Here is a 12,675-nt window from a genome sequence, read left to right as displayed (position 1 = left end):
TCTCGGTCGCTTTGGGTCAACGTTAAGAATGAAGCCAGGCCGCCGGCTCCAGGGGAGCGGGCGGCAGGTCGCTGGATCAGACTTCGTCGGGGCTGCGCAGGTTGGTTACTGCAATGCGCTGCTCACGACGCAGGTCTTTCTGGGCTGGCATCTCGGCACGGTAAATACCTTGATCACCAACAACCCAGGAAAGCGGGCGTCGTTCTTGGCCGATCGACTCCTGCAGCAGCATCAAGCCTTGCAGGAAAGCCTCAGGGCGTGGCGGGCAGCCAGGCACATAGACGTCCACGGGGAGGAACTTGTCGACCCCCTGAACGACCGAGTAGATGTCGTACATGCCGCCGGAGTTGGCGCACGAACCCATGGAGATGACCCATTTGGGCTCGAGCATCTGCTCGTACAGGCGCTGGATGATCGGCGCCATCTTCACGAAGCAGGTACCGGCGATGACCATGAAGTCGGCCTGACGCGGCGAGGCCCGGATGACTTCGGCGCCGAAGCGGGCGATGTCGTGGGGTGCCGTGAAGGCCGTGGTCATTTCCACGTAGCAGCAGGACAGGCCGAAGTTGTACGGCCAGAGGGAGTTCTTGCGACCCCAGTTGACCGCGCCACGCAGCACATCTTCAAGCTTGCCCATGAAGATGTTCTTGTGGACCTGGTCCTCCAGCAGTTGATCGGTGACGGTTTCCCGTTCACCGACCGGGTACTGCTCGTTGGGCGCATCCGGATCGATTCTGGTGAGATTGTATTGCATGCCAAAGCCTCATTGTTTCAGCTTCGCTTGCCGCTTGCGGCGACCTTCGGGAGCCCAATCAAGTGCCCCGACGCGCCATAGGTAGACAAGACCAGCCAACAGAATTGCTATGAAAACGAGTGCTTCGACGAATCCGGTCCAGCCGCTTTCGCGGACGGACACAGACCATGCAAAGAGAAAGAGGGCTTCGATATCGAAGATCACGAACAGCATCGCGACCAGATAGAATTTGGCGGACAGGCGCAGGCGGGCGCTGCCGACGGGCAGCATGCCGGATTCGAAGGGTTCGTTCTTGGCGCGGCCCCAGGCCTTGCTACCGAGCAGGCTGGACAGGCCGAGCATGAAGGCGCACAGGCCGACGACACCCAGGAGGAAGATGGCAAAGCCCCAGTTGTGGGCGATGAGTCCTGCCGAATCGGACATGCTAGAGATCCTTATACAGAGACCCAGCTCTGCAGTCTGAAATAAGTGTAGAGCGGCGACCTGGTGTCGCACATGCAGTGACCAAATGTCGCAGCTGAATCAATCGCGCTGATTTTATGGGTAAACCCGGTGCAAGTAAAATTTCTGTCGCAAATTTATTCGTAGGATTAAGTACAAAACCTGCTCGTAACTGGCTGAAAGCCTTGAGATTCGGGCATTGCGTGCGGTTTTGTTAATTATGTTTCTTGCAGGGGGTAACGAATTGCAAGTTTCGTAATGATAATTAATATCATTTAACCTGATGCCTGATATTTCCCCTGTTCTGCGTCTTGTAAAGTTCATCTGGCGATTCCCCCTACTTGCAAATGCGAAAAACGCCTGTTCTAGCAGCTTCCGACACCGTTCGCCCCGCTCTGGGTCAATATTTTATCGATCGAGCGATGGCTGGCTGATGAAGCGGTGGGTGGTTGTGTTGCCTCAAGCATAGACATGATTGTGGGGAGGGGGATGTCTTTGAGGGGCGGTGGTTGCCATGGGTATGGCGAAATGAATGCAGTGTCTGTGAGATCGAGCGCCGCCCGCGCGGCGCTTCGCGGGACAAGCCCGCTCCCACATTTGTTGCAACGTGCCGAACCTGTCAGGCCATGGTTGCCTGTCTTGGTGCATGTCTTGAGACTGTTGAGGCGGCGGCAGCGCCAGTCGAGAAATTGAGTCAGACCAACAAGGCTCACAACCATGGCCTAACTGACATGGCCACGTTGCAACAAATGTGGGAGCGGGCTTGTCCCGCGAAGCGCCGCGCGGGCGGCGCTCGATCTACGCAACACCGCAAAAACCAAGGCAGGCACCTCGCCGCCCTGGCGCAATCGGGCGCAGAACACCTGACATGTCGGATTTAGCCCCTTCCCTGTAGGCCATTTCCCAAACATACTCCTGCCGCGCATTTTCCGTTGCCGCTGCTCTGGCAGCGCTCTAGTCTCGGCCTGTCGTTGCTCATCAACGATACAGCTTTGACAGGCTGTGACGGTAAATCGTGTGCGGCTCGCTGTTATGGTGGCTGTACGTGCGGGCACGCTTGCGTGCGCCGGAACTTTGCGATTTCCGCCGGTCTGTCAACCCACGTACAGCTGCCACCCTTCTGTTTGACAGCAGACGGGTAGCGGCACTGCCAACGGAAGTCGATATGTTGAAAATCGTTCCCGATCCACCCCATAACCCCCATTCCCTCGAAGACACCCTGATCCAGGCCACGGATTATGCGCTGTGCGCTGCGACCGTTGTGCATCAGGCCATGCTGCTGCAGCCCAAGTCGCCGGCGTCGGTTTTGATGATGACGTCGATGCATGAACTGGAGACGTTGCGGGCTTTGCTGGAGTCGGCATTGGTTCAGGCGCAGATGCACACAGAGCCTCGGACTTTGCACTAAGGCTTGATTGATGTGTTGTCTGGGCGGGCCTCTTCGCGGGTGAACCCGCTCCCACAGGTTCATCACAAGCGCCAAGACTTGCACAGCACCTGTGGGAGCGGGTTTGCCCGCGAAAGGGCCGGCCCAGGCAGTAGAGAATTCTCAGGGAATTGAACAATGACAACAGAAGACACCCAATTCACCGTCGGCAAAACCACCTTCTACCAAGGCGAAAACGGCACCCACCCACTGTTCCGCATCGAGCCCGGTATTCCGTGCAAGGACGCCCGCGAGCAGTCCTCGGAATTGATGGGCTATGTACGCGAACTGACCATCACCGGCCTGATGGATGAGAAGCCATTGATGATATGGGCCGCCCATTACCTGAGTGCGATGGCCAAGGCGCTGATGGATGATGCAGAGCTGGGCATGAAGCACTGAGGTGCCGACAGGCGCGATTTCTCCTGTGGGAGCGGCCTTGCGTCGCGATTGGGGTGCGAAGCGACCCCGGGATCGGTGCATCGTCGCAAGATTGCCGGGGCCGCTCTGCGGCCCATTCGCGACACAAGGCCGCTCCCACATGTTTGGCGCTAGCCTGTTGCCCGTCAGTACACGCAAAAAGAAAGGCCCGGGGCTTTCACAAGCCCCGGGCCTTCTTTCAACAGCAACCCACTATCAGTGGAACTGCTCTTCCTCGGTCGAACCGGTCAGTGCAGTCACCGACGAAGCGCCACCCTGGATCACGGTGGTCATGTCGTCGAAGTAGCCAGTACCCACTTCCTGCTGGTGCGCGACGAAGGTGTAGCCTTTGCTGGCGTCGGCGAACTCCTGTTCCTGCAGCTTCACGTAGGCGGTCATGTCGTTGCGGGCGTAGTCGTGCGCCAGGTTGAACATGCCGTGCCACATGTTGTGGATGCCGGCCAAGGTGATGAACTGGTGCTTGTAGCCCATCGCCGACAGCTCGCGCTGGAACTTGGCGATGGTCGCGTCGTCCAGGTTCTTCTTCCAGTTGAAGGAAGGCGAGCAGTTGTACGACAGGATCTGGTCCGGGTATTCCTTCTTGATCGCTTCGGCGAAGCGACGGGCTTCGTCCAGGTCCGGCTTGGCAGTTTCGCACCAGATCAGGTCGGCGTACGGTGCGTAGGCCAGGCCGCGGGCGATGGCCTGGTCGAGGCCGGCGCGTACCTTGTAGAAGCCTTCACGGGTGCGCTCGCCAATCACGAACGGCTGGTCGTACGGGTCGCAGTCGCTGGTCAGCAGGTCGGCGGCGTTGGCGTCGGTACGGGCCAGGATGATGGTCGGCACGCCCGATACGTCAGCTGCCAGGCGCGCGGCTACCAGCTTCTGCACGGCTTCCTGGGTTGGTACCAGTACCTTGCCACCCATGTGGCCGCATTTTTTCACCGAGGCCAGCTGGTCTTCGAAGTGCACGCCGGCGGCGCCTGCTTCGATCATGTTCTTCATCAGCTCGTAGGCGTTCAGTACGCCGCCGAAACCAGCTTCGGCGTCAGCCACGATCGGCGCGAAGTAGTCGATGTAGCCTTCGTCGCCCGGGTTCTTGCCGGCTTTCCACTGGATCTGGTCGGCGCGGCGGAACGAGTTGTTGATGCGCTTGACCACGGTCGGTACCGAGTCGACCGGGTACAGCGACTGGTCAGGGTACATGGACTCGGCCGAGTTGTTGTCGGCGGCAACCTGCCAGCCGGACAGGTAGATGGCCTGGATACCGGCCTTGACCTGCTGCACTGCCTGGCCGCCGGTCAGGGCGCCCATGCAGTTGACGAAATCTTTTTCTGGGCGGAAGGACGGGTGGGCACCTTCGGTGACCAGCTTCCACAGTTTTTCTGCACCCAGGCGGGCCAGGGTGTGCTCCGGCTGCAGGGAGCCACGCAGGCGAACGACATCAGCGGCGGTGTAGGTACGGGTCACGCCTTTCCAGCGCGGGTTCTCGGCCCAGTCTTTCTCGAGGGCTGCAATTTGCTGTTCGCGTGTCAGTGCCATGGAAATAAACCTCGTCGCATCGATCTTGGGGTAATTGTGCTGATGCTCGGAGCAGATCAGGAGCTGGCGGCTGTCCTGTTCGCAGGAGTGCGACGGCGAACGCGAAGGCTCGAAGGGGAAGGGTGTGCAGGCCAGGCGAAAGGGTGCTCCGGCAGGTCGGCTCGTGGTTGCCTTGCTGCGGTGCTACGCGATTGCCAGTACTGCGGTGATGCGCTTCCGTCCCTCGGGACAACTTCTTCGTTGCAGTCGCAATCCCGTCGAACCGCCTTGTGGGCCGTATAGACACGAGACGCCTCCAAGGGTGGGAGGAGTGCGCCTCGAAGGCCCTTGCCAGGGCCCCTGATTAGCGGGAGCGAGGCCATCATGCCCTTGGGAAAAAGACCCTGTCAAATGTTTTGTAGTGGTTTTTTTCACTTACTACATCTTTGGTCTAATGCGACTTGGCAGTCAGTTTCAAGGCCTTTGGTCGAAGCCTTGAATTGCCTGGGATCAGTCAAGAAGGTCGACTTTGACACGCAAAGTCATGTTTTCACCCCGTTGGGTACTGTAACTGTGGCTTGACGCGCTACGGTCGGCTTGGCTCTGCTGGTTGTAACCCGCCAGGGTGATCCACTCGCCGAGCTTGCCGGTGATTGTCGTGTCGGTGCTTTGCACTTTCACTACATCTGCGCGTTCATGGCTGATGCGGTCATTATTGGTGCTTATTTGCAGACGAACCGTGTCGCCACTCAAGCTGGGGGTGACATAGAAACCCTGGGTCACGTTGCGGTATTCGGTGTTGCTCTGAATGCGCCCGTAGCCGTCAGTGCTGGTGCTGGTGATCGGGATGCTCTGGCCTACCTGGATCAGCGCCGGTTGGCCTTCGCTGGCCTGAATCTGCTGCATGCCGCCGTCACGGTTGCTGGTGCCGTAGTGGATGACACGTGCGTTGCCACGGTTGTCCTGAAAGTTGCTGTCGTTGTTGTCGACGCTGATCAGCAGGCGCTTGGGTGCGGTGTCCAGCTGTTGTAGCAGGGTGCGCAGGTCGTCGATGCGCTCGGGGCTGGCGTTGACGATCAGCTTGTTCTCGAACGCCGTGACGCTGCCGTCCTTGCCGATGAACGCCTGGGCGGCGGGCAGCAGTTCGGCGCTGCTGCGGTGTTGTAGGGGTACGACTTCGGTGGCGGCCTGGGCGCTGAGGCTGGCGACCAGCAGCAGGGAAGCGAAAAGGGGGCGTAGCGGCATGTCCATGATCTCCGCAGGTGGAATCAACATGATGGCAAATTTAGCGGCTGGCTGCCGGATCTGGATCACGTTGGTGCTGTGGCCGAGTGGGTGATTTATCGGGTTCTATCTTGTAGGCTATAAATTATAGTCATCAAGATAATTGAGGGTAATTGCATGTCACCCATCCGCCCGCTTCTACGTCGTGATCAGTTGGCCAAGGCTCTGGGCCGAGACCTGGCCGGCGAGTCGCTGGTCGATTACAGCTCGGGCATGTTCCTCGCCGCGCCCCGACGTACGGGCAAGAGCACCTTCCTCAACAACGACTTCATTCCGGAATGCGTACAGCGCGGCTGGCTACCGGTTTATGTCGACCTGTGGTCGGACCGCGACGCCGCGCCGGCAGAACTCATCAGTGGCGCCATCGGTGCTGCGCTGGGCAGCTTCGAAGGTGCGCTGGCCAAGGCTGCGAAAAAGGCCGGTATCGACAAGATAAACCTGCTGCGTACCCTCAGCTGGGATTTTACTCGCCCGCAACTGCCTGAGGGGACTACCTTGGCTCACGCACTTGCCGTGTTGCATCAAGTGTCGGGGCAGATGGTGGTACTGATCATCGATGAGGCCCAGCATGCCCTCAACAGCGAAGATGGCCTGAATGCGATGTTCGCGCTGAAAGCCGCGCGTGACCATCTCAACCGTGGTGACCGCCCGGACGGCTTGCGTCTGGTGTTCACTGGCTCCAGCCGCGACAAGCTGGCCAACCTGGTGCTCAAGAGCAAGCAACCCTTCTTTGGGGCCAGCATTACGCCATTCCCCTTGCTGGGGCGTGAGTATGTCGAGTTCATCACTGATTTGTGGAACCGGCGTCTGGCCGCCAGCAACCAGTTCAAGGTCGAGGACCTTGCGTATGCGTTCGAGTTGGTCGGGCGCCGCCCTGAAATGCTCAACAAGCTGTTGGCCGAAGTGAGCGTGGGCCTGGGTGAGGCGGGCAACCTGGGTGAATTGCTGCGCACAGGGGCGCTCAATCATCAGGCGGGCGTGTGGAGTGACTACGAAAGCGCCTGGAACGACCTGTCGGCCTTGCAGCAGGCAGTGCTTGAGGTAATGGCCGAGCGGACGTTGGGCCGGCAGCCGTTTTCGCCATTTACCGAGCAAACCTTGAGGGATGTGAACCGTAAGCTGGAGCAGGCCCGGGCGGAAATCAACGCCAGCACGACCAGCGTCCAGAAGGCCCTCGATGCCCTGCGTGACAAGGAGCTGGTATGGAAGGCCAATCGCGGAGAGTACGCGCTTGAGGATGCTTCCATGGCTGAATGGCTTGCACGGGACAAGGCGGCGGGCCGCAGCTGAACCTTTGATCTACCCCACCAGTCGCACGCACAGGGATTGAGTGGGGCTGAGTGCATGAAGCGTGTTCTGATCTTGTTGTTGTGCCTGTGCAGCGTTTGTGCCGAGGCTGCAGCTGATTCGTTGCGCATCAAGCAGCTGCAGCGTTGCGGCGACCTGGTTGGCGATGGCCAGCAGCAATGGTGCCTGCGCGCCGAGGGGCTCGGGGCGCAGTTGCCGACGGTCTGGCTCGGTGGTGCGCGGCTGCCGACAGCCGATTTCGAGCGGCAAGGTGACCGGCTTACGCTGAAGTTGGCCAAACAAGCCCTGCGCAGTGCTCCGCTGTGGCTGGAGGACGGCGAGCGCACCAGCAACCCGGTTTGGCTGACACGCCAGCGCAGCCATGTTGTGGCCGCCGGGCCTGATGAAGTGGCGAAGAACATGGATGGCCTCACCACCTATGTGGACTTGGTAAGCCTTTTGATCGAGGAAAAACATGATGGCCTCGGCGAAGCCCGACGGATCGCCGGGAAGTACGGCGCCCAGGTCGTGGGTGCCATACCGCCGCTGAATGTCTACCAGTTGCGCTTGCCGGTGGGCGACCTGGTGCAGCGCGACGCGATGATCCTGCGCATGGGCAGTGAAGTTAGCGTCGATGCAGTGATTGTCGAGGAGTCTGCCCCGGAGCGCGGCGAGGAAGGTGGCGGGCGCGAGCAGGCGGCCATCGTCCAGGCGGATGAATGGGCCGCCAACCGCTTCATGGACGCCCTGTACTTCTACCAGCGGCGTATCGCTGCCTCCGCTGTGCCGGTACAGCCGGTGCGGGTGGGTGTGATCGAGCGCGATCTCGACTTCGACGCGCCGGCGTTCGAAAGCTACCGCGGCCGCTGCGACACGGGCCGGACCTGCCTGTACGGCCGCGACGGCGGACGCCCGACCAGCCACGGCAGCCATGTGGCCGGCATCCTGGCAGCGCAGGGCGACGGCTTTCTGCCGGGGCTGGGCAAGCAGAACCCTGGCTTTGATGTCATCGTCGAGCGCAACTCCGATGCCGGCATCACGGCGAACATCGCTGCCTCGGTGAACCTGGTCGAAGACGGCGCGCGGGTTTTGAACTGGAGCTGGGGGATTCACCGGGTCGGGGCGAAGAACGTAAAGGGCGATGAGGTCGATTCGCTGGTACGTTCCGGGCTGGCGATGAGCGGCTATGAAGAGCTGCTCGAAGAGTTCTTCCTCTGGTTGCGGGCCAAGCATCCTGACGTGGTAGTGGTGAACTCGGCCGGCAACGGTGCGTCCTGGTCGGGGACCGATGAATATCGCCTGCCATCGTCGTTCATCACCGAACAACTGCTGGTGGTGGGCGGCCACCAGCGCAGTGACAGGCCGGTACCAGTCGCAGACCCGCGCCATGTGCGCAAACGCCACAGTTCCAACATCGACATGCGTGTGGACATCAGTGCGGCTGCCTGCATCCGCCCGTCGCCAGCCGCCGAGCCGCATTGCGGCACGTCGTATGCGACCCCGTTGGTGACCGCCACCGTGGCGACCATGCTGGCGATCAACCCGGCCCTGACCCCGCAGCAGGTGCGCATGCTGTTGCGGCGCAGCGCCTTGACCCTGGGCGCCGAGCAGGATTTCGAAGCCATGGATGCCGAGGACCTGACCGCGCCGATTCTGCCATCGGAGCGCAACGGGCAATTGCATCACCCCGACCTTGGCCGCTCTGCGCGGCTGGACATGCAGCGGGCGCTGGACCTGGCCGTGCAGAGTCGCGACCGGGTGCGTTGAACGGTGGCTGTTGACGGGCAAATTCCGTAACATCGCGACCCTTGTTTTTGTCCCGTCCGCCCGGACCGACCCCAGGATGCTCATGAAACCCGCCCGACTCCGCGCCGACCTGCTCGCCGGCCTGACCACCTCGTTCGCACTGGTGCCCGAGTGTATCGCTTTCGCCTTGGTGGCCCACCTGAACCCGCTGATGGGCCTGTATGGCGCCTTCATCATCTGCACCCTGACGGCGCTGTTCGGCGGCCGGCCGGGGATGATTTCCGGCGCTGCCGGTTCGATGGCGGTGGTGATCGTCGCGCTGGTGGTGCAGCACGGCGCCCAGTACCTGCTGGCCACCGTGCTGCTGGGCGGCGTGGTGATGATGCTGTTCGGCCTGCTGCGTCTGGGCAAGCTGGTGCGGTTGGTGCCTTACCCGGTCATGCTCGGTTTCGTCAATGGCCTGGCAATCGTGATCGCACTGGCCCAGCTCGAGCATTTCAAGCAAGGTGAACACTGGCTCACTGGAATGCCGTTGTACCTGATGATCGGCCTGGTGGCGCTGACCATGCTGGTGGTCTACGTACTGCCTAAGCTGACCCGCGCGGTGCCGCCGGCGCTGGTGGCGATCCTCGGTGTCGGTCTACTGGTGTACGTGCTCCACCTGCCCACGCGCACCCTCGGCGACATGGCGAGTATCGCCGGCGGCCTGCCACACCTGGCCCTGCCGGATGTGCCGTGGAACCTCGAAACCCTGAAAATCGTAGCGCCGTATGCGGTGCTGATGGCCATGGTCGGCCTGCTGGAAACCTTGCTCACCCTCAACCTGACCGATGAAATCACCGAGAGCCGTGGCTACCCGGACCGCGAGTGCGTTGCGCTGGGTGCGGCCAACATGGTTTCCGGCCTGTGCGGCGGCATGGGTGGTTGCGCGATGATCGGCCAGACGGTGATCAACCTCAGCTCAAATGGCCGTGGTCGGCTGTCGGGTGTGGTGGCCGGGGTGATGGTCCTGCTGTTCGTGTTGTTCCTGTCGCCGCTGATCGAGCGTATTCCGCTGGCGGCGCTGGTCGGGGTGATGTTCGTGGTGGCGCAGCAGACTTTTGCCTGGGCGTCGTTGCGGGTGCTGCACAAGGTGCCGCTGAGCGATGTGCTGGCGATCATTGCCGTGACCGTGGTAACGGTGCTCACCGACCTGGCGGTGGCGGTGCTGTTCGGCATTGTCATCGCGGCGGTGAACTTCGCCTGGCAGCATGCGCGGGAGCTCTATGCCGACAGCCATGAGGATGGAGAGGAGGGCAAGCATTACCAGGTGCACGGCACGCTGTTCTTTGCCTCGACAACGGTGTTCCTGAACCAGTTCGACCCGGCTAACGACCCGGCCAAGGTGACCCTGGATTGCCAGCATTTGAGCTTTGTCGATTATTCGGCGGTTGCTGCGTTGAAGACCTTGCGCGAGCGGTATGCCAGGGCTGGTAAGCAATTGCGGGTGGTGCATCTGTCCGAGCGTTGCAAGAAGCTGCTGAAGCGGGCTGGGGAGCAGCACTGAGAATGTTGTTATCTGTGCCGGCCTCTTCGCGGCTAAAGCCGCTCCCACAGGGACAACACAGCCAGTGACTACTGTGCATTCCCTGTGGGAGCGGCTTTAGCCGCGAAGAGGCCAGCACAGGAGAGCGAATTACTCCCCGCGGTTCTTCTTGACGATGGCATCGGCAATGCTCGCAGGCGCCTCTGCATAACGGGTGAACTCCATCGAGAAGCTGGCCCGACCCTGGGTCATGGAACGCATCGAGGTGGCGTAGCCGAACATCTCGCCCAGCGGCACCTCGGCACGGATCACCTTGCCGGCCGGCGTTTCGTCACCATCCTGGATCATCCCGCGGCGCCGGCTCAGGTCGCCAAGGATGTCACCCTGGTACTCCTCCGGCGTCACCACCTCCACCTTCATCACCGGCTCCAGCAACACCGCGCCGCCTTTCTGCGACAACTGCTTGGTGGCCATCGAGGCGGCAATTTTGTAGGCCATTTCGTTGGAGTCGACGTCGTGGTACGAGCCGTCGTACACCGCCGCCTTGAGGTTGATCAGCGGGTAGCCGGCCAGCACGCCGTTCTTCATCTGCTCTTCGATACCCTTCTGGATCGCCGGGATGTACTCGCGCGGTACCACGCCGCCAACGATCTCGTTGATGAACTCCAGACCTTCCTTGCCCTCGTCGCCGGGGGCGAAGCGGATCCAGCAGTGGCCATACTGGCCCCGGCCGCCGGACTGGCGGACGAAGCGGCCCTCGATCTCGCACGTGTTGCGGATTTTCTCGCGGTAGGCCACCTGCGGCTTGCCGATGTTGGCCTCGACGTTGAACTCGCGGCGCATGCGGTCGACGATGATGTCCAGGTGCAGCTCGCCCATGCCCGAAATGATGGTCTGTCCGGTCTCTTCGTCGGTGCGCACGCGGAATGACGGGTCTTCCTGGGCCAGCTTGCCCAGGGCGATGCCCATCTTTTCCTGGTCGGCCTTGGTCTTCGGCTCCACCGCCACGGAAATCACCGGGTCGGGGAAGTCCATGCGTTCGAGGATGATCGGCTTGTCCATGTCGCACAGGGTGTCGCCGGTGGTCACATCCTTCATGCCGATCAGCGCGGCGATGTCGCCAGCGCACACATCCTTGATTTCGGCGCGCTGGTTGGCATGCATCTGCACCATGCGGCCGATGCGTTCCTTCTTGCCCTTGACCGAGTTGAGCACCGCATTGCCAGAGCTGAGCACGCCGGAATAGACCCGGGCGAAGGTCAGAGTGCCGACGAACGGGTCGGTGGCGATCTTGAAGGCCAGCGCCGAGAACGGTTCGCTGTCGTCGGCGTGGCGCTCGAGGTGCTTTTCTTCGTCATCCGGGTCGGTGCCCTTGATGGCCGGGATTTCCGACGGGGCGGGCAGGTAGTCGATGACCGCGTCGAGCATCAGCGGCACGCCTTTGTTCTTGAATGACGAGCCGAGGATGGTCGGCACGATCTCGTTGTTCAGGGTGCGTTTGCGCAGGCCGGCCTTGATTTCTTCGATGCTCAGCTCTTCGCCATCAAGAAACTTCAAGGTCAGTTCGTCATCGGCCTCGGCCGCTGCTTCGACCATATGCGCACGCCATTCGTCAGCCAGCGCCTGCAGCTCGGCAGGGATGGCTTCTTCGCGGTAGCTGGTGCCGTTGTCAGCATCGTTCCAGTAGATGGCCTTCATCTTCACCAGGTCGATCTGGCCCTGAAAGTTTTCTTCGCTGCCGATGGCCAGCTGGATCGGCACCGGGTGGTGGCCCAGGCGCTGGTCGATCTGCCGGACCACGCGCAGGAAATCGGCGCCCTGGCGGTCCATCTTGTTGATGTAGGCCAGGCGCGGCACGTGGTACTTGTTGGCCTGGCGCCATACTGTCTCGGACTGCGGTTCGACCCCGTCCGCGCCGCTGAACACCACCACCGCGCCATCGAGCACGCGCAGCGAGCGTTCCACCTCGATGGTGAAGTCGACGTGGCCGGGGGTGTCGATGATATTGAAGCGGTACTTGTGGGCGAACTGCTTGGTCGAGCCTTGCCAGAAAGCAGTGGTCGCTGCCGAGGTGATAGTGATGCCGCGCTCCTGCTCCTGGGCCATCCAGTCCATGGTCGCGGCACCATCGTGCACCTCGCCCATCTTGTGGTTGACCCCGGTGTAGAACAGGATCCGCTCGGTGGTCGTGGTCTTGCCGGCGTCCACGTGGGCGACGATGCCGATATTGCGGTACAGCTCGATGGGCGTTGTACGGGCCATGGCGGACTA

10 protein-coding genes are annotated in these 12,675 nt (G+C 61.4%); 5 read left to right on the top strand and 5 right to left on the bottom strand.

Annotation, left to right across the window (positions count from 1 at the left end; genetic code table 11):
* Positions 1–76 precede the first annotated feature (76 nt).
* Positions 77–754, bottom strand: coding sequence for a NuoB/complex I 20 kDa subunit family protein (locus R9B85_RS03840; RefSeq protein WP_003251429.1), 678 nt, complete (start codon positions 752–754; stop codon positions 77–79).
* Between the two features lie 9 nt (positions 755–763).
* Positions 764–1,177 carry an NADH-quinone oxidoreductase subunit A gene (locus tag R9B85_RS03835; RefSeq protein ID WP_003251427.1) on the bottom strand — a complete coding sequence of 138 codons (414 nt, stop codon included), beginning with the start codon at positions 1,175–1,177 and terminating at the stop codon, positions 764–766.
* 1,183 nt (positions 1,178–2,360) lie between these two features.
* Here R9B85_RS03835 and R9B85_RS03830 point away from each other — a divergent pair.
* Both R9B85_RS03830 and R9B85_RS03825 read left to right on the top strand, forming a co-directional pair.
* A complete protein-coding gene (locus R9B85_RS03830) occupies positions 2,361–2,603 on the top strand; it encodes a hypothetical protein (protein WP_112252929.1) in 243 nt (80 codons plus the stop codon).
* Positions 2,604–2,759: 156 nt separating this feature from the next.
* A complete protein-coding gene (locus tag R9B85_RS03825; protein ID WP_112252928.1) occupies positions 2,760–3,023 on the top strand; it encodes a DUF3077 domain-containing protein in 264 nt (87 codons plus the stop codon).
* Positions 3,024–3,257: 234 nt separating this feature from the next.
* Here R9B85_RS03825 and aceA read toward each other — a convergent pair whose 3' ends face one another.
* Together aceA and R9B85_RS03815 are read right to left on the bottom strand one after the other, a co-directional pair.
* The gene (aceA, locus tag R9B85_RS03820) at positions 3,258–4,583 is read right to left on the bottom strand and encodes an isocitrate lyase (protein ID WP_112252927.1); all 1,326 of its coding nucleotides are present in this window, start codon (positions 4,581–4,583) and stop codon (positions 3,258–3,260) included.
* Positions 4,584–5,072: 489 nt separating this feature from the next.
* Complete coding sequence (locus tag R9B85_RS03815) at positions 5,073–5,837, bottom strand: secretin N-terminal domain-containing protein (protein WP_181457362.1); 765 nt, start codon at positions 5,835–5,837, stop codon at positions 5,073–5,075.
* A gap of 126 nt (positions 5,838–5,963) precedes the next feature.
* Here R9B85_RS03815 and R9B85_RS03810 point away from each other — a divergent pair, with 126 nt between their 5' ends.
* The 3 genes from R9B85_RS03810 to R9B85_RS03800 all read left to right on the top strand — a co-directional run bounded on the left by R9B85_RS03810 (position 5,964) and on the right by R9B85_RS03800 (position 10,425).
* Positions 5,964–7,136 (top strand): hypothetical protein, encoded by a 1,173-nt coding sequence (locus R9B85_RS03810; RefSeq protein WP_112252926.1) that lies wholly within the window; start codon positions 5,964–5,966, stop codon positions 7,134–7,136.
* A gap of 54 nt (positions 7,137–7,190) precedes the next feature.
* Complete coding sequence (locus tag R9B85_RS03805) at positions 7,191–8,900, top strand: S8/S53 family peptidase (RefSeq protein ID WP_375149341.1); 1,710 nt, start codon at positions 7,191–7,193, stop codon at positions 8,898–8,900.
* A gap of 82 nt (positions 8,901–8,982) precedes the next feature.
* Complete coding sequence (locus tag R9B85_RS03800; RefSeq protein WP_112252924.1) at positions 8,983–10,425, top strand: SulP family inorganic anion transporter; 1,443 nt, start codon at positions 8,983–8,985, stop codon at positions 10,423–10,425.
* A gap of 129 nt (positions 10,426–10,554) precedes the next feature.
* On the opposite strand, the gene fusA is transcribed toward R9B85_RS03800, so the two are convergent.
* Positions 10,555–12,666, bottom strand: a complete 2,112-nt coding sequence (gene fusA, locus R9B85_RS03795) for an elongation factor G (RefSeq protein ID WP_112252923.1) — start codon at positions 12,664–12,666, stop codon at positions 10,555–10,557.
* Positions 12,667–12,675: the final 9 nt, after the last annotated feature.

Source organism: Pseudomonas sp. NLJ1, assembly GCF_049486705.1.
GTDB classification, from domain to species: domain Bacteria; phylum Pseudomonadota; class Gammaproteobacteria; order Pseudomonadales; family Pseudomonadaceae; genus Aquipseudomonas; species Aquipseudomonas inefficax.
This window is presented reverse-complemented; position numbering and strand designations above follow the sequence as displayed.